Below are 24688 nucleotides of genomic sequence, written 5' to 3' on the forward strand. Positions count from 1 at the left end.
GTCTCCTTTAAGTTACAGTATCTACTTTACCTTGACGACAAGAGTCGGGTCGACATCCTGAATGGAGCTTCGACCGGAAATGGCCAACTGCAACTCTGTCTCGGCGATCAAGTTTTGCAGGACTTCCTTTACGCCGGTTTCGCCTGCAACGGCCAAAGCATAGGCATAAGGGCGTCCGACAAGAACGGCCGACGCTCCGAGGGCGATGGCTTTGAGAATATCGGCGCCCCTGCGAATACCGCTGTCCAGCAATAAGGGAACTTTGCCGTGCACCGCTTCGCTGATCGACGGCAAGGCGTCTAAAGTCGCGATGGCTCCATCGAGTTGGCGGCCCCCATGATTCGAAACGACGATTCCGTCTACGCCATGCGATAAAGCCATAATGGCATCGTCGGGATGCGTAATTCCTTTTATTAGGAGAGGAAGCTTGGTTTGCTGGCGTATAAAGTCGAGTTCCTTCCAAGTGAAACAAGTGTTGTTTCCTTCTTGTAAGGCCTTTAAAACAGCCGCTTTGATGTTTTGATCCGGCGGCTCCTTGAGGATGGAGCGAAATACAGGATCCGTAAAGTAATTTCCCATTCCTTGCCCCGTAAGGAAGGGTAAATAAGCGTTGTGCAAATCGGTTTCGCGCCAACCGAGCAAGGTCGAATCCACGGTTACAACAATAGCCGAGAATCCCGCAGCTTCCGCGCGGCGAATCAAACTAACGGTCAAATCATGATTTTTCGGGGGATAAAGTTGAAACCACCGAATGCCGCCCCCCATTGCATCAGCCACTTGTTCCAATGGAATGCTGGATACATTGCTAAGAATATAAGGCACGCCGAGCTTCGCAGCCGCTTTGGCGGGAGCCCGTTCGCCTTCGGGATGGAGTATCGTATTTACGCCGATGGGCGCCAATAAGAGCGGAACCGGAATTGTGATGCCGAATAGGCTCGACGACAGGTCACAATTGGAAATATTGCAGCAGACTCTTGGCCGAAGACGGTAAGATTGAAATGCTTCCACGTTGCCCCGATTCGTGTCTCCGGCTCCTGCCGCTCCATGAACGTAACCGAAAGGCGCCGCGGCAAGAAGTTCTTTGGCTCGTTGTTCCCATTCCTGAAACGATACCGGCAACAGTTTGGCCGCATCGTCTCCGGACTTATACATATCCATCTGAATCTGTTCACTATGAAACGTCATAATACCTCCAGATACATAAGAAGATGTCTAACACTAAACAGTTCTCCCCCTCCTGCATTCCTTTTAAACGTTTTTCGAAAAAACGGAATGATGACGAAAGATGTCATGCTCGACGGGGTGTCGATCGGCACGGCAGAGAGGGGGTTGGTCTCAATCCGTGAAATACTTGGCGAGAACGGGCGCAAGCGCCGCCGGTTTAACGATGTGCGTCCGGGCGTCCAGATGCTCGAACCTGGTGAGCGACGACGACATTATCCGCTGTTCCAGCATAAATACAGCGCCAACTTTCTGTTCACGCTCTGGAAGCGAATCCGAAAGTATGGCGTTTTTTGAACAGGGATTACGCAATATGTGGACGACCTGCTGCAAAGCCGCACGGCCCGCACCATGCTCGCAGAAATGTCTCAAATCAAATTCAATACCTTTTTCGTATTGACATAATACAAATTCTAAAGATATATTTTGTTATAAGATAATATGTTATTCTTAGTAGTGATTTCATCCTTATGGAGGCGTGTGATGATGAGGAAGAAAGTTTTGAGTTTGTTGGTAGCGCTAACAATGGCGGGATCTGTACCTGTTTATGCGGAGGTGGACAATGTGAATGGCGATTCGGTCATTCGTACGACGTTCCAGACGGGAGCGAGTGGGGACGATGAGAGTACTCACGTGTTGGCAGATTCGGTCATGGTCTATGTTAACGACCCTGCATCGATCGAATCAAAGATTTCTGCGTGGACCAATCAGGGATACCAAGTTGATGTGATGATGGCTTTAAATCGGGATATGAATTATTACAAGCGAGGACTATATGACGGCGTAGAACACGTTGATGAAATTCAGAAGGATAAGAACGGGAATTTATTTACCCATTCGACCAGCGTTGATGTACCTTATATGGTGCCTACTGAAAATTGGAATAATTACATCTATTCAATGGCTAAGGCCAGTATCGATGCCGGAGCTAGACGCATTGTTTTCGAGGAACCGGACGTGTTTATCAAATCCGGATATTCCGACGCGTTCAAACGAGAGTGGTTGGCTTACTATGGGGAAGATTGGGTAGATCCTGCTTCATCGAAAGAAGCGGAATTCAAATCGCAAAAGCTTAAAGTGTATTTGTGCTATCGTGCACTTAAAGACATATCCGAACGTATTAAAGCGTACGATTCGAACGTCGAGGTATTGGTTGCCTCGCATACTGCGATCAGCTACTTAATGTATGGAATTACGACTTCTAACTATGATTACTACAACATTCCGACGATCGATGGTTATATTGCACAAGTGTGGAGCGATACCGCGTTAGTGCCGGTGCCAACGAGCGGGAACAGCGAACGGCGTGTTTTTGAATCCGCATACATTGATTACTCTAGTTTTGCTCACTTGAAGCTGGGTGATGATGGCAAGCAGTTGTATGCGCTAGCCGACCCGAAAGCCGATACACCCGGGTATAGTTGGACGGAGTACGAACAGTTTTATAAAACAACCATTGCCGCGCAGCTGATGCAGCCGCAATTCAAGCAGTTCGAGGTCGTTCCGTGGTCAGAGCGCGGATTTGCGCAAGCGCCAGGTTCTTATAAGACGATTCAAACCAATGTGTATCGGGCGCTGCAGGATATGTATGAGAAATCGGCAACGATCGAGGCAGGCACGCAAGGGATCGGCATTTTGTACTCGGATACGATTTCACAAATGTCAACCGCGGGTGCAGTCACATCATTCTACGGTCCGATGGTTCCCTTAGTGGCTAAAGGCATTCCGCTACAGGTTATTCCAGCAGAAACATTAACCAAACCGAATGCGTTGACAAATACGAAGGTGTTGCTCGTTAGCTATGATGAGTGGAAAGCCATAGAAGGCAATGTCGGTGTCGGAAATGGCACGGGCTCCAAGGTTAATGACGCCTTGCGCGACTGGGTGAAGGGCGGCGGCGTGCTGGTATATACCGGGGGCTCCGGCAGTACGGACCAATTGGAAGAGTGGTGGACGGAAACGAACCTGTCTTCGCCGAAGCAAGACCTATGGAATAAGCTTGGATTAAACGTATCGAGTGAGCGAACTTCCACGGGAACGAACGATATCGTGTTGCAATCTTCGAGCGGGGCCGGCGTGTTTGGCGGACGTTCTTCGATCAACATACCCAAGCGGTTTACTGTGACTTCCGCTGAGCTTGGTGCCGGGGCGACTTCGCTGTATGAAGCGAATGGTCAATCCATTGCATACGAGCAAGCGGTTGAGCAAGGCAAGGTAATCGTAATGGGCGTATCTGCCGATTATTTTGCTTCCAGTCCGGATGCTTCTCAGTTGATCCGTGATATTGCGAAATATGCGGTGGAGCAAGCGGGGGAAACGTACACCGAAGCGAATCTGTTGAAGTCCGTTCGTGGACCGTATACGACGATTCAAGTTATGGACCAACCGGAACAATTGCAATTACAAGGCTCATATATCGATCTGTTCGATGACCGGCTACCGGTTGTTACAGGGATGGCAGAGATGCAGCCTCGCACCAATGCGATGCTGTATGATATTAATCACAGAGATGCGAATAAGCCTGAAGTGCTGTTCGCAAGCGGCGAGCTGACAGATGTTATGGAAGGCGCAGATGAAACCAGCTATAAGCTGGCGGGTACGCCGATTTCCCGTGCAAGTGCCAGACTGGGCGCGCCTGAGGGGCTCTATCCGGAAACCGTGACAGCAACGGATGCTGCGAACGAACCAGTAACCGTATCAGCGGAATGGGAGAATAGTTCGAGGACGTTGTTGATCCGGCATGATCACCGGAAACAAGGCGTGACGGTCCATGTGCAGTGGTCGAGTACGCCAGTTCCGGATACGGCGCCAGTCGACTTTGTAGAGAAGCGTGTGGAGACGAATCAAAATGAGGGGGACGCCGACTTTAAAGTCCGATATACAGGCGGACGACACCCAGATTTTAGATTTACTGACCAAAGTGCGGAGCTTGTTTACAAATTTGATATCAATCAATACCCTAAAGCAAGTCTAGCGCTGGAGATAGCCAACAACTACCTCATTAGTGTCTCCGGCGATGATGCAGTCTGGACAGAGCTTTTCCGAGCAGACCTGGATGCAAACGGAGATCCGGTAGTTGGAGGAGCTAATAAAGGTATACGAAGCATCGGTAATTTGGCTCAATATGCGAATGCCGATGGTGAAGTTTATGTGAAAATGACAAATGCGGATCCTACAAGAGGCAATGGCCCCGTGATGTACAGCTTTACCCTTAGTTATGAAGAGCGCATTGCGCCATTTACTGTGCGTACGAATGACATCTTGAATATTCAGCCGGGGGAGACTAAAACCTTAGAGCTGGCTGTGACGAATCGCGATACGGTAGCGCACCAAGTCGCGATGTCTATTCTTCCTAACGTAAAGGATGCGTTGTCTTTCATTCCGGAATCCGCTGCAGAAGGGGACTACTTGGTCGAGAATGTAGGATCGGCTATGTCCGGGGGCGGTCGTTATGCGGATGGGGCCAATTATTTCGTGTATAAGCTTCCCGTGCCGCAGGATATGGGCAACCCTGTATTGAAATTGACCCTGTCCAATCGCTTTGAAGTTTCATTGTCTTCCGACGGAACGAATTGGACCGTTGTGGATTATGAAGCAGACAGTTCTGTAGCGGGTGGAACCAACAATCGGGAGCGCAGCTATCCGATTAGCAACTATCAAAATCAATCTGGATCGGTCTATGTCAAAATTGGCGATCGTTACAGGCAGGGCTGGGGCGGCATGCTCCACAGGTTAACGCTATCTGGCGATAGCGAACCGGAGCTGGCTATTGCTTTCCCTGACAATCATATTGAGATTTTGCCGCATCAGACGCGAACGATTCATGTCCAGGTCACGCCGAATACGGACATTACGTCATCATCACCGCAACAGCCTATTCGGTTATCGACAGGAACTATCGGAATCGAATATTTGCTGCCGATTAAGATCAACTTCGTTAAACCGGTCTATCAAGCTAAATGGGCTTCTTCGCCGATCACGATAGACGGTGTCGCTAATGAAAGCGAATGGAATGACGCGACGGACATCGTCATTAGTCAGAGCGATCCGAATCTGCTGCGCTATGGAACGCTGTGGGGGAATACAGGGGATATTCATGCAAAATATCGGCTAAAATGGGACGACAAAAATTTGTATGTGCTTGAGCAGCGGGAAGATAGCGAGTTCCTGTTTACAGAAGCGGGTGCAAATATGTTCAGCTCTACGGCGTCAATGCTCTTCCTTGATATCGACCATAATAAGAAAGGAGCGGCCTACCGGTCAGGCGATTATGCAGTGATGTTTACGGCGGGTGGACCGGATTCGCAGCCGCATGTATTTTTGAGGCAGGGGGATGACGGAGGGGTTCAAGAATATACTTTAACCGATGCGGTCATTCGATCTAATATAGATACGGCGGCGAACAAGTATGTACTCGAGATGGCTATCCCATGGAGTGACTTGCAGATCACGCCTTTTAGCCCGAGTAATGATCGGATCATGGGGATGAGTATGCTCTCGACTCGTAAGTTAAGCGGCAATGTATGGGGGCAGCTCATGTGGGCGGGCAATGGCGATGACCAAGCCAATTGGGCCGATATGAAGTTGGTTGGCAAGCCTGCTCCGAAGCCTCCGAATGTAACGTCTGGCTCGCCAACAACACCTGTCGACACTGGGAAACAACAGGTAGTTACAGAAGAACAACTAAAAAATGCAAAAGCAGGTATTATAACTATTGAAGTTCTGAAAAATAAGGAGTCGGTCATACTTCCATCCAATGTAGCTGACCTTATTGGATCTAATCGTTTACAAATTGCGCAGAACAATATGACAATCGAATTCTCCAAGGAACAGCTGCAACAGATCCAAGGAGTCGTAACCGGAGCGCAAGCAGTTGGCGCGCAAATCACGTTCTCTGCAGCTATTGCACCAAAAGAGGCTGTTACGAATTTTATGAAAAGATCGATTAATGGGTCGGTTCATTTAACGGCTGCCAGCGACGTGATGGATTTCAAACTGAATGTAGTTACCAGAGACGGTTCAGTCGTACCGGTAACAACCTTTACGGAGCCGTTGACGCTTACATTCAAGGTAAATCCGGATGCTAATCCTAACTTGTTAGGTGTGTACGATATTGCAGTAGACGGAACCATTAAGTATGTGGGCGGGAAAATAAGCGATGGAGTTATGGCAGTTAAAGTGAATTATTTATCCCAATATGCAGTGCTTGAATATGACAAAACGTTTTTGGATGTGAGTTCGAGCTTCTGGACTAGTGAAGTTATTAAGCATATGGTTGCAAAGCATATTATAGAAGGCGTTTCCGATACTCGTTTTGCACCGCAAGGAATGATCACGAGAGCAGAATTCGCGGCAATGATTGCACGAGCATTGGAATTAAAGGCTGTAAATAACTCGAAATTCAAAGATGTTGGCTCAACGAAGTGGTTTGCGGAGAGTGTCGCCGCAGTAGAGGAGGCTGGAATTGTACTTGGACGCAGCACGGATTTATTTGCGCCAAACGATTCAATCACACGCGAAGAAATGGCGGTTATATCGATTCGCGCTTATGAATACCGGAAGGGTAATAAGGGTGCAACCACAAAGATGGATTCATTTAGTGACCAAGCTCTAATTAGCGATTGGGCGCAAGATGCAGTGAATAGAGCGCAAGAACTGGGCTTTATTGACGGACGCGGAAAGAATCGATTCGCTCCAAAAGAAATGTTGACCAGAGCAGAAGGCGCACAAGTCCTATCAAAACTGTTAACGGATTAAATAGGTAACAAAGTACAAACCACCCTGATGTACTCTCGCAGCAGGGTGGTTTGTTATATTGCTACTTACGAGTTCAACAATCTATGTCGTTCTTCCTTCATTCAATTTAACGGGAATTACAATTTGCCGGTTAAGCGAAGGATCTTCTATTGCCGCTAGAAGCAAGCCAATAGCTTCCTCGCCCATTTTCTCTTCTTGTTGCTCGATATAGCTGAACAAGCACCCTTGAAAGTCACGGATCGGGGGAGCGTCGAATGAAAGAATGGCAAGCTCCTCGGGTACCTTTTTACCGATTTTCATCGCTTCATCTGCTACATAAAGAGCGAATGCGTTGGAAAAAGCAAAAACAGCTGTAATCTCGGGTTGGGACTCGAGCCACTTTCGAATCATTTCACGACTCATCTTTGTGTCCAAATAGGTGATTTCGTCAATCCGGGTCAGCCAGTGCGCCGGTTCGATCTTTAGCCCGGCTTTGGTGGCCATGTCCAAATAACCGGAGAAGCGGTCTTCGGAGCTGGATGTTTTCGATTTGGTACCCGATATAATCCCGATTTGTTTATGCCCTTTATGAATCAAAAATTCGGTTCCCATACTTCCGCCGAGAAAATTGTCAGAATAGACGGCATTCGTTTTGATGCCCGGCAGATAACGGTCTATGAGGACAAAAGGAAAACCCTCCGTCTTTAAATTTAATACGGCTTCACTATATGCTTCTCCGTCTACCGGAAAAATGAGCAGTCCATCCACGCCTGCGGTGCGCAAAAATTGAATTCCTTCTTGTTCCTCGAGTTGAGTCGTGGCAGATCGGACGATAAGGATCAAGTTTTGATCTTTGCATGCTTCTTGCACGCCCATCAGGAGCTTCATCGAAAATTCGTCGTTGGCAAGCGGACTGAGAAAGCCCACTTTTTTGAATGCGGCGTTTGTATCTATATGGAGATGCTCGGAAGAATTGGGGTCGGATACAAAAGTGCCTTTACCGGCGATCCGATAGATCAGGCCGTCTTCGACAAGCATCTTCAGTGCGCTTTTGATTGTAATGCGGCTGACGCCATGTTGTTGGACGAGTTCCGACTCGGTTGGAATTTGATCTCCGGGCTTCAATACTCCCAGATCGATTTTTTCTTTAAGCATATCTCTTATTTGGAGGTATAACGGCTGATTATCAGAGGTCAGGGACATAGGAATTCCTCTCATCAAAAAGGTATTATAAAGTATTATAACATTATAATATTAGCGAAGCAACGAGGTTCACTTAATTTCACTCCATCCAACAACTCGATAATAAAGTCATAATATAAATATAACAAAGAAAATATTGACATAAGACAATATGTGATCTATGATGTTACTGAAAGAAAGCGTATACATATTTTTAGTTTGGGGGAAAAGAAATTTGCGGAATATTTGGAGATGGCGATACTTTTATTTGCTGCTAACACCGACTTTGCTGTATTTTATCGTGTTCAGCTATATTCCCTTTTACGGTGTTGTCATAGCCTTCAAGAACTTTCAACCGTTTTTGGGAATATGGGATAGCCCTTGGGTGGGTTGGAAAAATTTCGAGACGATGTTTTCATCCGTAAAATTCCCCGAATTGATCCGCAATACGGTATTGATCAGTATTTACCGGATCATATTCGGTTTTCCCGTTCCGATCCTCTTCGCGCTATTGCTGAATGAAGTACGAGTCATGTGGTTCAAACGAAGCATTCAAACGATCGCCTATTTTCCGCACTTTCTGTCATGGGTCATCTTTGGAGGCATTATCTATAATGTCGTCGGCCCGTCCGGCATTATTAATCTGGTGTTGGAAAAATTCGGAATAGATACGATCAATCTGTCGGCCAATCCGGATCTCTTTCGCCCGCTAGTCGTCGCAACCGGAATCTTGAAGGAATTCGGATGGGCGGCGATCATTTACTTGGCTGCGCTGACCGGCATCGATCCTCATCTGTATGAAGCGGCAAAGATAGATGGAGCGAGTAAGCTTAGGCAGATTTGGCATATTACACTGACGGGGATTAGGCCGATGATTGCGATGCTTCTGATCCTGCAATTGGGAAGCGTTCTGGATGCCGGATTCGAGCAAATTCTGATCCTTTCCAACCCGGTTGTCTACAGTGTTGGGGATATTATCGATACCTACGTGTACCGTGTCGGACTGCTTGAAGCGAATTATGGATTAGCCACGGCAGTAGGTCTCTTTAAAGGGGTTATTGCTGCGATATTAATTGTGTCGGCCAATCATATCATTCGACGGACAGGAGAGAAATCGCTTTGGTAAATCCACCGGCTCAAGCTGAAACGAATGAATTAACGCTGATAAACCGCCCCAAGAGTTTGGACCGCAATCCGGCGTGGGTGCAGACTTTAATCTATCTAGTATTGATTGCGATGGCACTTGTAACCTTGCTGCCGATCCTGAATGTGTTTGCCATGTCGTTCAGTGAGGCGGACGCCATTTTCAAGCATCCGCTGATGTTGGTTCCTTACAACTTTACAATTGCGGCTTACGAGTATATTTTTTCAACCTCTATCTTGCTGAAGTCGTTTTTCGTAACCGTCTTCGCCACGGTCGTAGGAACGCTATTCAATTTAGCCTTAACGATAACCGGCGCTTACTCGCTTTCAAAAACCGCACTGCCGGGAAACAAAATTCTGCTATGGGTTTGCATATTCCCCATGTTGTTTGGAGCTGGATTGATCCCGACCTATATGTTGCTGAAAGAACTGCACCTGCTCAACAACATCTGGGTCCTGGTTGTCTCGGGCATGGTCGTTCCTTTTAACTTGATTCTGATGCGCAATTTCTTCTGGAGCATTCCGGAGGAGCTGGAGGAAGCAATGCGGATTGACGGGGCGTCCGATATGGGAATTTTGTGGCGGATGATCATTCCTCTCTCGAAGCCGGCAATCGCGACGATTGGACTTTTCTACGCGGTGGGCCACTGGAACGATTTTTTTACCGGTTTATTTTTTCTGAACGATAATACGAAATGGCCGCTTCAGGTGCTGCTTCGTTCCATCGTCATCGATATGAATGCCCTCAATACTCGGGGTGTAACGGCCGTGATCGGTCAAGATGCGACCAAGATTATGCTAACGCCGGAAAATATCAAGGCGGCGACAATCATTTTTTCGGTCGTACCTATTTTGCTTGTCTATCCGTTTCTTCAAAAGTATTTTGTAAAAGGCATCATGCTAGGTTCTGTGAAAGGTTGAGAGCGATGAGAGATCCGCAAGGATTTTTCATATAAAACAAAAGCGAAGGGGTGTCGTCCAAAATGCGTAAGAAAAGGGTTCAAAAGAGCGGGGTTATTCTGCTCGTCTTGGCGATGATTGCGACAATGCTAGCGGCTTGCTCTAGTAACAAAGAAAACGGGAAAGCAAGTGAATCAAGTACGGTTCAAGGCGGAGAGACTGCGACGGCAAAACAGCAGACGGATAGTAAAGAGAAAACGGTCAAGTTCAGTTATGTCCGCCCAGTGTGGGGAGCTGCTACCTATACGAAAGGGGGAGCTTACGAGAAAGAGATGTTCAAGCAAGCCAATGCGGAAATCGATGTACAGATCATACCTGTAACCGAATATGACCAGAAAATTATGACCATCATCGCATCCGGCGATATTCCCGATGTGTTCTGGGCGGCCGGACCGACGGACAAGAAGTTCAAAGACATGCAAGACCAAGGCGCTTTTTTGAAAATTAATGAATACTTGGATAAATACCCGGCAATCAAAGAAGCCGTACCTCAATCGGTCTGGGATACGCTTACGGACGACAAGGGCAATATTTATTTTATTCCCAATGTATCCAATCCTCTCATTCCTATATTCATGTATTATCGTCAGGACATCTTCGAAAACCTCGGGATTCCCGAACCGAAGACCGTTAAAGAGCTAGAGGATGCGTTGGTCAAAATCAAGCAAAGCGATTCCAAGATGATTCCGTTGACCGGCCAGGATACGATTTGGGGACTCGGCGCACTTTCGACCTCGTTTGGATTCACTCAATTCGGCTGGGGACCGGCGACTGGAGAGGACAAAGATAATCCGAACACAATCGTGCCTTTTTATTTAGCTAAAGGGATGAAGGAATACTATTTTTATCTGAAAAAGCTAAGATCCAATGGATTATTGGACAAGGAATTTCTAATGGCTAAAAACTGGGATCATGCCAAGCAAAAGTTTACTTCCGGTCAAGCGGCAGTATTGGGCATCAACTGGGGCTACGGTCCGGAAATTTACTCGACTCTGAAGAAAACGCATCCGGAAGCCAAAATCGGCATTCTTCCTCCTCTGGAAGGTCCCGACGGTGCGATGGGCGGCATGCGCCCGTTCGGCGCTTGGGATAGAGGGATGTATATTAACGCTAAAATGGACGATCCGGATGGATTCTTCCGTTTCCTCAACTGGACGCTTACGGAAGGTAGCGATTTTAGGAGATATGGTATCGAAGGAAAGACCTACGAAGTGGTAGACGGTAAGAAGATGCCTCTGGCAGATGATCGAACGGAAGCGGATTATAAAATCGGTCAAATCGAACCGCTGAAATTCTTGCAGCCAATGTCCGAAGCTCTTGATTGGGACACAATCGAAGCGACATATGAAGGTTCCGGGGTTGGCGAAGCTTTCGCGGATGCAAAAGCCAAATTCAAGGAGTACAATGCCGTTCAATATCCGGATTACCGCAATTACACAATCTTTTCCCCACTCGAAGTGGAGCAAGGAGCGCAACTGTACACCGATTACCTGCAATCGGTGATCGACGGCGCGATTATCAACGACAAAGTGACGGAGAAGGAATGGGATGCGGCCATCGACAAATATCTGAAGGCTGGCGGACAGAAAATCGTCGATGAAGTAAACGAGCTTCAAAAAAATAAATCGAAACCAAAGTATTGATTAACCCGATCGGGCAGAAGAGGAACTGAAGAGCCGCTTCTGCCCCTTATTTCGACAGAGGATAGGAGAATCCGGAGAAATGACCCTACAGCAACAGAACAAACAACTAAACAAAATATTCGTAGTCTCTCATACGCACTGGGACAGGGAGTGGTATCAGGACTTTCAGAGTTTTCGGACGCGGCTCGTCTATATGATGGATGAATTGCTGGATCGTCTTCGCGAGGATTCTTCTTACCGTCATTTCATGCTGGACGGTCAGACGATCGTGATCGAGGATTACCTGAAAATACGCCCGGAACGGGAAAATGAGCTGTTGAAGTATTTGCAGGAAGGCAGGTTGGCTGCGGGCCCATGGTATGTGATGCCTGACGAATTTCTGGTGAGCGGAGAGTCGCTTGTCCGTAATTTGCTGACCGGCTTCCGGCAATCGAGAAAGATGGGGTTCGAACCGATGAAATCGGGATATGTGACCGATATTTTCGGACACAACAGTCAGATGCCGCAAATATTTCAAGGGTTCGGGATCGATAATGCGGTATTGTTCCGCGGCTTTTACGGCAACGGGGATCCTGCGGAAATATGGTGGGAAGGAGCCGACGGAAGCAGGGTGCTTGGTCTGAAGCTGGACGAAGACAGATCGTACAGCGACTTTTACTTCTTCTTGCGTTGGCCGTTTGCGGATCGGGCGTTTCAATACGAGGAGGAAGAGTTGATCCGACGCGCCGAAGCTATGCTCGACTACAAAAATAAACGCGCTACAACAAACATCGCGCTCAGCCTCGACGGATGCGACCATATCGAGATCGAACCGAATCTGGGCGGGATGCTTGAGCGGTTAAACGACAGGACCTCGGGCGTGGAGTGGGAGCATAGTACGATTGAAGCTTATCTTTCAGCGCTGCGAACCCGTATCGGCGAGCTTGAAGTGTTCAAAGGCGAACAGCGCGTACCTGGCTATAACGGCGTCAATAACATGGTACTGGCTAACGTTCTTTCGTCTCGCGTTCATCTCAAGCAGCAGAACCAAAACTGCGAGAACTTGCTGACCGGATGGGCGGAGCCGTGGAACTCGTTTGCGTCACGAGAAGGCCGCCCTTACCCGAAAGCATTTCTCGATCAAGCCTGGAAGCATTTGCTTGAGAATCATCCGCACGACTCGATATGCGGATGCTCGATCACTCTGGTTCACGAAGATATGCTGTATCGCTTTGCCCAGAGCCGTTCCCTCGGGGAAGGAATGCTGACCGAAGCGTTCGCTTATGTGTCGGGGCATATCGCGGATAAGGCATTGGAAGGGCGTCATGCCGTTGTGTTGTTCAATTCGTCTCAGCGCCCTGTTCATGGAGTGGTTCAAGTTGAATTGGAGCTGCCGCCGAATTCGGCCGTGCCGGCCGTATCTCCGCAGATCGGCGGCTCGAACTTCAGATTGCTGGATTCGGAAGGCCGCGAGGTGCCTTTTCAGGTCATAAGCGTGAAGAAAAAGAGCGTAAGAAGATGGCGTCCCTACCGCGATATTCCTCATGGGGAGCAGGTAGACAGGTTCACTGTCGCGTTTAAATGCGACATTCCCGCTTTCGGTTATACGACGTATACAGTCGATATGAATGCATCCGAGCCGCCGGGCAACGGAGAATATGGATTTCGCCGGAATACGGAGCCCGTACGTTATATCGGCAGTCAGCAGGTATCTCCGAATGTGTGGGAAAATGGCAAGATCCGCTTGGAGTTTGCGGCGAACGGTACGCTTCTGCTTCGCGATTTGGAGACCGGCTATGAAACGGAAGGCTTGTTGACTTTCGAGGATCAGGCCGATATTGGGGACGGCTGGCAGTATATTGCTCCGGTTGGGAACGAAACGGTAAGCACTGCGGTCGGCCGCGCGTCTGTGTCCGTCATGCATGACGGGCCCCTGGAAACCTGTCTGCGCATTGCGTTGCAGATGGAAGTGCCGGAAGAGATTGCCCCGGAAAGAACGAATCGCTCGGACAAGCGGATAAGTCTGCCGGTCACGACCTTTATCACGCTTCGCAAGGATGACCCGATCATCCGCTGCCGCACGATTGTGGATAACGGCGTACGCGACCACCGTTTGAAGCTGCTGTTCCCGACGCGGGTCGCCAGCAATCGTTATTATACGGGAACCCCGTTCGATGTCGTGGAGCGAAGCGTCCAACAACCGGATTATAGCCGTCACATGGAGAAAGACAGCGGCATCGTACCTTCGAACGGGTTGCTGGCCATCCGGAGCGAACAGCATGGATTCGCCATATACAGCAAGGGGCTTTATGAAGCGCAACTACGCGATGACCGGACGCGGACGGCAGCGATTACGTTATACCGGAGCACAAGGGATGAGGTGCTAAGCGACGGAGGCGACGGCGGACAATTACTGGGACGACTGGAATTCGAGTATGCGTTCCGGCCTTTCGATCCCGCCGGCATATCATGGGGCGACTTGGTTACAGATCAGCAACAATTCGCGCTTGGCATTCGGACCGTGAATCGGAAACCGGGACCGGTAGCCTTCGAGACGCTGCACAGGCGAGAAAGCAATTTACCCTCCCGGCACTCTTATCTGAACCTAACGGGTTCCGATCTGATTGTCAGTGCCTGCAAACAGGCCGAAGACGATGCCAACGCTTGGATCATCCGATTGTGGAACTGCTCGAATATCGAGACGAGCGGGAGCATTCAACCGGTTGATCCGGTAATCAAGGCGGAGTGGACGAATTTGGATGAGCAGACCATCGGTACGGCTCAAGTAGAGCAAGGGAACATCTTGAGCGTTACGGCTAAGCCCAAAGAAATCGTAACCTTGAAGCTATGGTTTTCATAAGGGGAGTTAACCGATGCGCATCGATTTGACGGAAAATTGGGAGTTGACGGGATCGTATCCCGGCTTCTGGGCATTCGGACGGAGCATGGAAGTGGGCGTGCAACTAAAGGGGATAGTCCCGTGGATTCCGGCTGAAGTACCTGGAAGCGTACATTGGGATCTGCACCGTTCGGGCTATTTGCCCGACCCCTACTATGGCGCGAACGCGCTAGCTTGCGAATGGGTGAACCAACGAGACTGGCTGTATAGAACCTCCTTTGCCGCCGAAGAGTCGTGGAGAGGCAAAAAAGTTACGCTATTGCTTGAGGGCGTCGATTATTCGGCGAAAGTGCTGCTAAACGGCAAGGAGATAGGGCGCCACACGGGGATGTTTATTCCGGGTGAATTCGATCTGTCGGAATCGCTGCGATATGGCGAGAATAATGCGCTTCTCGTGGTGCTGGAACGATCGCCGGACGGGGTGGCGCAGCTTGGTTACACCGACCAGGTGAATCATCTCAAAAGCAGGTTCGGCTATAAATGGGATTTCTGTCCGAAGCTTGTGCATATCGGATTATGGAAGGGAGTAAGCCTGAAAATATCGGAATGGAGCCGGTTCGACAACGTCAGGATCGAAGCGGTTCCCGGAGCGGACGGGAGCGGAGAAGCGGTGGTGAGCGCCGCGGTCGAGAGCGGACAGTCGGGTCGATACCGACTAACGGCCGAACTGTACGAACCAGGCGGTCAGCTCGCCGGAGCGGCAAGTAATGAAGGCGATGCGGTTCCCGGATTGCAAACGATCAGGCAGCGGATTTCCGTTCCGAACGTGCGGCTGTGGTGGCCTAACGGTTACGGAGAGCAGCCGCTATATCGATTGAAGCTGCGGCTTGAGGTAGCCGATTCGGAACGCGGTTACTGCCGCTCCGACGATCATGAAGCTCGTATTGGCTTCCGTACGCTGTCGTTCCGCGCCAATCCCGGCGCCCCCTCCGATGCGCTGGCCTTCACGGTGGAAGTGAACGGAGAACCGATTTATATCAAGGGTTGGAACTGGGTGCCTGCCGATCAACTGTACGGCAGGCACCGCGAGGACCAGCTTAAACATCTGATTGCTCTTTCCAAACGGGCCAATGTCAACATGCTCCGCGTGTGGGGAGGCGGACTGATCGAGAAGGCTTTGTTTTATAGGCTATGCGACGAAGCGGGCATTCTCGTCTGGCAAGAGATGATGCAATCCAGCTCGGGCTTCAATAACGAACCGTCCGTAAGCCCTGCCTTTCTCCATACCGTCTCGCATACGATGCGGCAGGTGATCCGGGAGAAACGCAATCACCCGTCTTTGGCCATATGGTGCGGCGGCAACGAGTTGACTGAGGGAGGACATCTGGATAGCCAAATGGTGCCGCTTACCGGCAGACAGACTAACCTGCGCCTGCTTCGGGATCTGGTATCCGATCTCGACGAATCGAGGCTGTTCCTGCCCACTTCGCCCTCAGGCCCGTCTTTTTTCCTCGAAGGGGAGAACGTCGGCAAAGGAATGATGTACGATGTGCACGGACCTTGGAAATATGCGGGAGCGACCGAGCATTACCGGCTGTATAACAATAGCGATGCGTTGCTGCACAGTGAATATGGCGGAGACGGCTTTGCTTCTATAGAAAGTATAGAACGGTTCCTTCCGGCGCATAGAATGGAAGCCGGGCATTCCGAATCGGTTGAATGGCTTTTGCATGGCTATGAGTATTGGAATATGGACGACCAATTGCAAAGCTTGTTCGGCTCTTCATTCGGCACGTTCGAACGGATGGTTATGGCGTCGCAGTGGCTGCAAGCGGAAGGCATCCGCTACGCCGTCGAAGCGAACCGCAGGAGAGCGCCTCGCTGCAGCGGAAGTCTGCTATGGCAGCTCAACGAACCGTATCCGAACGTATCCTGTACGAGCGCTATCGATTATTTCGGCAACCCGAAGCTGGCCTATAGCTGGGTGGCGAAAGCGAATCGTAATTTGCACGTCTCGTTGCAGTATGACGGAATTTCCTTTGGGTCTGGCGATGCTTTTCGGGCAACGATCTACCTAACGAATGATGGCATTAATGCAAACGATCTGACAGTGGAATGGGCGGCAAGGAATGAAACGGGTTGCAAAATTTCGGAAGGCTTGTATACGCTGCGCGATACAAGGAAACCAACAATTTGTGCCGGCACAGTTGAATTTCAGGTTCCCCGACTTACGGCTTTTTTCGTCACGCTCAAAGTAGTCGATTCTGTGGAGCGGCAAGTGTTAGCGGACAACGAATACGTTTTCGCCGTCAAGGAACGGGACGAGGAACCGCCGCTGCAAGCCTTTCTTTCTCTGCCCATGACTTCGATTGAATGGGAGACGAAGGAAGAAGCCGGCGGAACAAATGTCTCGGTTAGAAATACGGGAGACACAGTTGCGCTATGGGTAAGGATAAGCGGCACAGCGCCTGAAGACAGCGGTAGTCGCCCGGTTGTCCGGCCGCTGGAAGACGGATTTCTGATTTTTCCCGGCGAGACCGTTGAGCGGCACTTCGAGGACATTTTGCCTCAGGACCGGCTCTGGCTCGTAAAAGCCATGAACACTTCTTACGAATGAGAGCAGCGGTAAAATGTCAAGACTCCAAATGAAAGAAATTTTCGTGTACCGCGAAATAAGCTCGACAACTATGTTTATACCAATAACGACGCAAGTAACAGGCATGCTTTATCAAGTCGCCTCATTTGATATCTCTTTTGATCAGGGAGATGATCGTATGCTTGCCAAGATCAGAGTGAAGAACGTTTGGCTTATTGCTATTGGAGTCGCTTTCATCATGCAGTCGTTTATTGCTTTCGTACCTCGCACCTCGCCGTTGTCGTCAACGGCGCATGCGGCCATCGGCACTAGCACGCCCGGCACGATGGCCGATTATTGGAACGGCAACGCCGATTGGGTGTTTCTGCGCAAAGATACGCAGGCAAGCACCGGGTTCAAAAGCTATTTCGACGGCGCTCAGGTCAAGATGATGAGTGACGGCACCTGGTACTTGTTCAATCGCAAGTATGTGCCAGACTCGACTTGTTTGGGAGGAACCGCGCTGGAAATGCAGGTGCGCAAGTCGACCAATAAAGGCGTCACCTGGTCTTTGACTGTCCTAGTCCTTCCTCACGTTGCCGGTACTCCGTACGCTTGCGACGCTACCGACGGCGACGTGATTTACAATGCAACCGAGAATCAGTGGCACTTCCTGTTTCAGTGTTCCGACGATTCGAGCTGGAAAGGCTGTATGCTCTCCCGTTCCGGCGCTGATCCGATGGGTCTTTTCACCATAGCGCCGGCCAAAGGCAATCCTGTTCTTACCGGGGGGCAGTTGTGGAATCAGATTTGCAATACGGCGACGAAAAAATGTTCCGTGATTGCCGGCGGACCGGGCAAAGTGCACGACGAAGGTACGTTTAATATTTTCAAGTATGACGGCACGTACTACTGGGTCGGTTTCCACGGCTACGACGGCGTCCACGGCTATCGCGGCATTGCCAAGACGGCCGATTTCCAGAACTGGATCGCCGGGGATTCGGCGCAAGGCGTTCCGGCGGACGCGGTGATGACGCTCAACGATTCGGCAACATGGCGCGAGAGCTGGGCGACCGGCGGCTCCGTCGGCGGCGGAGCCGGAAGCATGATTCAGGAGGGGAGCTACTATTACCACCTGGTGGAAGCGGCCGATGTCAACCTGGCGTGTACGTCCAATCAAAACTGGGATTACGGGCTGTTTCGCAGCAGCTCGCTTACGAACACGACCTGGGATCAGTTTCCGCGCGGTAATCCGGTCATCTACTCCAGTAGGGCTTCGGAAGACGCGAACGGAATTCTTCCATGCAATGTGCAGTATGCGGGGATGTACAAGGATCCGACCGACGGCTTCATCTATCTGGCCTATGGCCGCCGTTCGAACGATGCGAACGATGACGGGCTTTATTGGTATCGTCTGGAGAAATCCGCCAATTTGCTGAAAAACAGCGATTTTGGGATGTCGACCATGGATTACTGGTACCGCTTGGGACCGGGCACGAATCGGTCAGTCTACCGCTTGCCGAACAACTCGCCGGATGGAACGCCGTATCTGGCCAGCAACTGCGGCGGAACTTGCGTTGGAACGAACAGCATCTATCAAGATGTGTCCATTGCTGGCGGTACGAGCGGCATATTGCGCTTCGGCGGGAAGTTTATGTCCGAAGGCGCCAACGGTTCGTTGTCTTTAGTCATCCGCCAATTTGACAGCACCGGGACGATCATCCAAACGGATAATCTCCCGATCGGCACGACGACCAGTTGGGCGTCGTTCGGGCAAACCGTAGCACTGCAAGCGGCGGCGCGAACGATTCGATACGAGTATTACATGTGGACCAACAATCTGACGTACCGTGCCGACGATACGTATTTGCAAACATCGACTATCGATACGATTGCGCCGAGCGCGGTAACGGATTTGAAAGTATCTTCGGTCGCTTCGAGTTCTGCGGTCTTGTCCTGGACGGCGCCCGGGAATGACGGCGGTGCAGGTACGGCGGGTGGGCGGCAATATAAAATATTCGAACTCAGGTAAGCTTTACGCTTGCCTGGGTTCGTCAAAAAAATGTTGAGCGAGGGAGATCTTATGATGCAAAGGGATTGGAAACAAATTCAATGGTATGATGCCGACTTAACGGAGAGGCTGCAATTGGCAACAGCCTACATATGCCGGATGTTGGACAAAGATAAGGATGAAGAACCTTTCTTCGGCATCATCAGGACCAAAGAAGGAACGGCCTTCGCCAACCATGCCGTTCAGATCGGTGTTCCGCATGTGACGGGAAGAGCGTTGGACGCGCTTTTTTATACGGAAGAAATTACGGGAGAGCGGATTCCCGAGCATGGGGAGCATGTCTACACGAGGTATTTGATAGATTGCTGCAGCAATGAGGATTGCCTGCCTTCTTACTATGATCCCGATCGGGAGAACAAAAGATTCGTGGAATTCCATAACCTTCGGGAAGGTTTGGAGGGCCTCACCTGGTTAATCAAATTGAGGAATCATGAAGCTGCCGCTAATATTGCTGACGGATTCGTGGATATCGTATACCGGCTCACCGATTTTTCAACCGGCGCCCTTTCCTATCATTTGGCGAAAAATATGGATAGGGAAAAAGAGTTCGCCACGATCCAGTATGCTTATCCGTTAGTTCAGGGAAGGCTGGTCGGCGCGATGTTGAAGTATTATCGGGAGACCGGCAATCTGAAAGCCCTGAAGCTTTGCGCGGCGCACAGCAGAAGCACCATGCGGCATTGCTTTTCTCCGGAAGGCCTTATCCAAGATCAAGCCGCCAATCATATCCATTCCATAACTTCGAGCCTAAGCGGCATATTGGAATATGCCATTCTCGCGAAGGATCCCATCCTGACGGAACAGATTCGAAACGTGTATGAAATCGGTCTTCGGGAATTTTACAGCTCATATGGATGGTGCAAGGAACAAGCTTGGCTGGAAACCGATCAAGGCGAAGTCAATCAAGTGGGCGACTTGATCCAGATCCAGCTGCTGTTGGCTGCTCATTCGGATCGGAAATACTATTCGCATGCCGAGACTTTCATGCGCTCCTCCTTATTGCCCAGTCAGGTGTTGAAAAATGACTTTGTTGAGGAAGTCCCCAATCCGGCAGGAGACCATGAATGCGATATGAAGGAAAGGATGATCGGAGGATTCGGATTTCCGACGCCCAGCAGCCATTTGCAGAAAGAAGACTCTGCCATTAATACGATAGACATCACCCAGGGGGCCGTTCAGGCGATCTGCGAATTCACCAAGCATATCATTACCGAATCGGAATGGGGGATTATGGTTAATTTATTGTTCTCCTGGGAGAACGACCTGGCCGAAGTGAGAAGCGATCTGCCCAAAGAAGGCCGAATCGTCATCACGCCCAAGGCGGCGAAGAATATTCTGGTTCGCATACCAGAGCGAACAAAGCCATCCTCTTTGCAGATTTGTGTCGATAACGAACCTGTAGCGTTTCTGATGATGGACCGTTATGCCGTCATTCGCAATTTGCAAGCGGGGCTGTCTTATGAGGTTAAGTTCATTCCCGAGACGTGCGAGGAAGACGAGTTTATCTATCATAAATCGTACCAAGTGCGGTGGCATGGCGAGCAAGTCATCGGCATCAGCCCGGTTGAAGGAATCTATCCGATGTATGAAGGGATCGACGGGCATGCAAAACTATGAGAAAAAAAATGAGCAAATTCGAAATGGCTTTGAGGCATTGAAACAAAATCATCCGGACAAGTTGAAAAGGCGTCTGAATCTTTCCTGGAGCAATTGGGGGTTTGGGATCGAGCCTCTGCAAGATTCGGCAAAGCGATTGCATCAGGCGGGGATCCGGTATATCGAATTGCATGGAAATCATTACGGACGAGACCTCGGGTATAAGCCACACGAAACCTTAGAGGTGCTGAATGCATTTGACATCCAAGTCGCCGGCGTGTGCGGCATGTTTTCCAAGGATAACGACTTATCGAGTAACCGCGCCATTCACCGGCAAGCCGCAATCGATTACTTGAAACGGGAAATCGAGTTTACAGCTGAAATAGGAGGGACGTATGTCCTGGTTGTTCCCGGAGCGGTAGGCAGACCGATTCCTTACGACGACATGGAGTTCGACCGCAGCGTCGAAACTTTAAGCATTGTGGCCGATCGGTTCGTCAAAGCAAATGTGAAAGCGGCAATCGAACCCATCCGCTCGGCCGAGGTCAGCTTCGTCCACACGATTGCCGACGCCCGAGCCTACATCCAAGCAATATCTCATGCAGGGGTTCAGCATATTAACGCGGATGTCTACCACATGCAATCCGAAGAATCGCATATTGGAGAAGCTTTGCTGGCGGCGGGGGAACAACTGCTCAATCTGCATATCGCGGACAGCAGCCGCGGAGCGCTCGGCAGCGGTTCCATGGATTTGGATATCGTTATCATGGCGCTCTATTTGCTCGGCTACAACCGTGAAGGCAGGTATGTTACGGCCGAACCGCTGGGACCCGGCGGGGATCCCTACCCTGCCATGTACGGCAAATCCGACAAGGAAACGCTTGATCGGCTTGTGTTCCAGACCGCCTCTTACTTCCGGGAAAGAGAAGATATTCTTTTGAATTCGTAAATTCTATTTTGAGAGGAGTTCTCCCAACATGACCACGTCGGGCAAAAAAACAGTTCATTTCATCTCCCATACCCATTGGGACCGAGAATGGTATTTGACGTTCGAACAATTTCGCTATCGGCTGGTCAACCTAATCGACAACGTGCTCGATCTGGTCGAGCAGGACGCGTCGTTTCGTTACTTCCACCTCGACGGCCAAACGATCGTGCTCGACGATTATTTGCAAATCAGGCCGGAACGCAAGGAGCGCCTGTTCCACTGGATACGCGAAGGCCGCATTCTTGTCGGCCCCTGGTACGAACAGAACGATCTGTTCTTGACCAGCGCCGAATCGACGACGCGCAACCTGATCGAAGGCATTGGGACAGCCCGCGAGCTGGGCGGCGAAATGAAGGTCGGCTATTTGCCGGACCATTTCGGATTGGCCGGCCAGATGCCGCAAATCTTCCGCGAAGTCGGGCTCGACGTCAGCGTGTTCGGCCGCGGCTATGACGCCGCCAAGCACGGCAGCTCGTTCATTCGCTGGACGGCGCCAGACGGCTCGGAGGTGACCGGCATTCTGATGGCTCACTGGTACAACAATGCGCAGCGGCTGCCGAACGACGAAGACGAGCTGAAAATCGTGTTCCCGAATATTCAAGGGCGCGAGGAACGGATCCACAACGTGCCGCACTACCTGATGATGAACGGCGTCGACCATTTGGAAGCGCAGGAAGATCTGACCGCGGTACTCGACAAGCTTCGCCGTCTGTACGGAGACGAGTACGAGTTCGTACACGGCCGTCTGGATAGCTACGCCCGTGCCGCGATCGAGAATTTGAAGAATAACGCCGACCAGCCGTTCCCGGTCGTTGAAGGGGAGCTGCGCGAGCAATTCGATTATTCGATACTAAGCGGAACGCTGTCGGCGCGCGTCTATCTGAAGCAGGCGAATCAGGAAGGGCACGAGCTGCTGGAGAAGCTGCTGGAGCCGGTCAGCGTGTTCGCAGCGTCTCTCGATCTGGACAAGTATGATACGGATTACATGCGCTACATGTGGAAGCTGTACATGCAGAACCATCCGCACGACAGCATTTGCGGCTGCAGCCAAGACGCGGTTCACGATCAAATGATGGAGCGGTACGCCAACCTGAAGCAAATCGGCGGTGAGCTGCTGCAGCGCAAATTGGATATCATCGCGAAGCAGGTGAGCGAATCCGACTTCCGAAGGGGCGATCAGAAGCTGCTGGTGCTTAACCCGTCGCAGACGGCGAACCGGGAAGTCATCGCCACTTCGGTGTACTTCTTGCTGGAGGACGGCGTCGAATCATTCCGTATCGAGGACGAGGACGGAGAGTCCGTGCCTTACCGGATCATTCGCCGAGCGCCGAGCAAATATTACGTGCTGAGCCCGATCAACCTTCCGGGCGTCATCGACGTAAACCGGTTCGATATCGAGTGGGCGCCGCAGGCAGGGCCGCTTGGCTATACGACATACCGTATCATAGCGGGCGAGGCTTTTGAGCCGGCAGCCGATGCGGACGACGCTGCGGCAGGCCCGGTCATGCTGGAGAACACGCATTTGCGCATCGAACTGAGGTCGAACGGTTCCTTCGACATCACGGATAAAGCGACCGGCGTCGTTCGTGCCGGACTCGGCGCGTTCGAGGAATGCGGCGATCGCGGCGATTTGTACGTGTTCACGCAACAAGGCGAGCCGCAGCGATTCGACGGCCCGATCGAAGTCGTCGACGTGGCGAAGAACGAGTTGTATGAAGCGGTCACGTATCGGTTTGTCTGGGATGTGCCGGCGGGATTGAAAGACGACCTCAGCGGCCGCACCGACGAAATGGCGACATGCGGCTTTAAGGCGACGCTGCGGCTTGACCGCAACTCGACGCAAGTGAAGCTGACCGTCGACATCGACAACAAGGCCAAATACCACCGCATCCGTCTGCTGTTCCCAACGGTAAACCCGGCGTCGCATGTCTGGGCCGGCGCGCAATACGACGTTGTCAGGCGTCCGTGGGACATCGGCAGGGACTATCAGCGCAGCGCATTCGCGTATCCTTACTGGAAATGGGTCGCGTCGTTAGAGGGCGATTCTTCCGGCTTGTCCGTATATGCCAAAGGAACGGTCGAATACGAAGCGCTGGGCAACGGGGAGACGCTTGCCCTGACGCTGTTGCGCGGGACGGAAACGATTAACGTACGCGAAATTGTCCGAATGGAGAACGACATTCAGCCAAAAGGCCAATGCCTCGGCTCGTACCGGTTCGAGCTGGCGATCCGCCCGTTCGCCGGCGTGAATGCGACAACGCTGTACCAGGAAGCGGAGCGCTTCACCTCCGGCTTGCTGACGAAGCAATGGCCGGTTGACGATGACCGCTGGGATCGCGGGCGCGCCTGGGTGCAGGATACCGGCATCACGACGACGTTCCGCAGGCCGGATCCGAACGCCGGCAAGCCCGCGCTGCCGCGCACCGGCGTACTGCTGAAAGTGGCCGGCGACGCGATGCTGTCGGCGCTCAAGTGGGCGCAGGATGGCAGCGGTCCGATCATCCGTCTCTACAACGTAGAGACGGAGGCGTCAGACGTGCGCGTGACGTATGCCGCCGGCGGAGCGCTCGGTTCGGTGCTGCAGACGAACCTGCTGGAGGAACCGAAGCAACCGGTAGCCGCGGAAGGCAGTGCGTTCGCGACGCGGCTCGGCGCGAAGAAAATCGCGACGTTCAAGCTGAACTAATATTACCTCCAGTGGGCTAACTCCCCGTGGAGATTCGAGTCTCTCGACCGCACCAACTTAACAACGAAC

At 51.1% G+C, this 24688-nt stretch carries 13 protein-coding genes; 11 read left to right on the top strand and 2 right to left on the bottom strand.

Annotated elements, in window-relative coordinates:
- Positions 1–21: 21 nt before the first annotated feature.
- Entirely contained in the window at positions 22–1185 is a 1164-nt protein-coding gene (locus tag H7C19_RS09120) for an alpha-hydroxy-acid oxidizing protein (RefSeq protein ID WP_185142325.1), read from the bottom strand.
- A 90-nt stretch (positions 1186–1275) separates the two neighbouring features.
- Here H7C19_RS09120 and H7C19_RS34230 point away from each other — a divergent pair, with 90 nt between their 5' ends.
- Both H7C19_RS34230 and H7C19_RS09130 read left to right on the top strand, forming a co-directional pair.
- Positions 1276–1518 carry a hypothetical protein gene (locus H7C19_RS34230; RefSeq protein WP_221469139.1) on the top strand — a complete coding sequence of 81 codons (243 nt, stop codon included), beginning with the start codon at positions 1276–1278 and terminating at the stop codon, positions 1516–1518.
- A 189-nt stretch (positions 1519–1707) separates the two neighbouring features.
- Positions 1708–6978: an S-layer homology domain-containing protein gene (locus H7C19_RS09130; protein WP_185142326.1), complete on the top strand. Its 5271-nt coding sequence runs from the start codon at positions 1708–1710 to the stop codon at positions 6976–6978.
- 81 nt (positions 6979–7059) lie between these two features.
- Here H7C19_RS09130 and H7C19_RS09135 read toward each other — a convergent pair whose 3' ends face one another.
- Positions 7060–8160 (bottom strand): GntR family transcriptional regulator, encoded by a 1101-nt coding sequence (locus tag H7C19_RS09135; RefSeq protein ID WP_185142327.1) that lies wholly within the window; start codon positions 8158–8160, stop codon positions 7060–7062.
- 160 nt (positions 8161–8320) lie between these two features.
- Between H7C19_RS09135 and H7C19_RS09140 the strand changes: the two genes are divergently transcribed.
- The 9 genes from H7C19_RS09140 (at position 8321) to H7C19_RS09180 (ending at position 24619) form a co-directional block, all read left to right on the top strand.
- Entirely contained in the window at positions 8321–9265 is a 945-nt protein-coding gene (locus tag H7C19_RS09140; protein ID WP_313731500.1) for an ABC transporter permease, read from the top strand.
- Positions 9259–10203, top strand: a complete 945-nt coding sequence (locus H7C19_RS09145) for a carbohydrate ABC transporter permease (protein ID WP_246469381.1) — start codon at positions 9259–9261, stop codon at positions 10201–10203. Before H7C19_RS09140 ends, H7C19_RS09145 begins: the two co-directional genes overlap by 7 nt.
- Positions 10204–10265: 62 nt before the next feature.
- Positions 10266–11885 carry a type 2 periplasmic-binding domain-containing protein gene (locus H7C19_RS09150; RefSeq protein WP_185142329.1) on the top strand — a complete coding sequence of 540 codons (1620 nt, stop codon included), beginning with the start codon at positions 10266–10268 and terminating at the stop codon, positions 11883–11885.
- 79 nt (positions 11886–11964) lie between these two features.
- Positions 11965–14724 (top strand): alpha-mannosidase, encoded by a 2760-nt coding sequence (locus H7C19_RS09155; RefSeq protein WP_185142330.1) that lies wholly within the window; start codon positions 11965–11967, stop codon positions 14722–14724.
- A 13-nt stretch (positions 14725–14737) separates the two neighbouring features.
- Entirely contained in the window at positions 14738–17320 is a 2583-nt protein-coding gene (locus tag H7C19_RS09160; RefSeq protein ID WP_185142331.1) for a glycosyl hydrolase 2 galactose-binding domain-containing protein, read from the top strand.
- Between the two features lie 103 nt (positions 17321–17423).
- On the top strand, positions 17424–19310 hold the full coding sequence (locus tag H7C19_RS09165; RefSeq protein WP_221469126.1) for a hypothetical protein: 1887 nt from the start codon (positions 17424–17426) through the stop codon (positions 19308–19310).
- A 51-nt stretch (positions 19311–19361) separates the two neighbouring features.
- Complete coding sequence (locus H7C19_RS09170; RefSeq protein WP_221469127.1) at positions 19362–20966, top strand: hypothetical protein; 1605 nt, start codon at positions 19362–19364, stop codon at positions 20964–20966.
- Positions 20953–21894 carry a sugar phosphate isomerase/epimerase family protein gene (locus H7C19_RS09175; RefSeq protein WP_185142334.1) on the top strand — a complete coding sequence of 314 codons (942 nt, stop codon included), beginning with the start codon at positions 20953–20955 and terminating at the stop codon, positions 21892–21894. Before H7C19_RS09170 ends, H7C19_RS09175 begins: the two co-directional genes overlap by 14 nt.
- 28 nt (positions 21895–21922) lie before the next feature.
- On the top strand, positions 21923–24619 hold the full coding sequence (locus H7C19_RS09180) for an alpha-mannosidase (RefSeq protein ID WP_185142335.1): 2697 nt from the start codon (positions 21923–21925) through the stop codon (positions 24617–24619).
- Positions 24620–24688: the final 69 nt, after the last annotated feature.

Origin of the sequence: Cohnella nanjingensis (assembly GCF_014212125.1) — a bacterium.
Lineage (GTDB): Bacteria > Bacillota > Bacilli > Paenibacillales > Paenibacillaceae > Cohnella > Cohnella nanjingensis.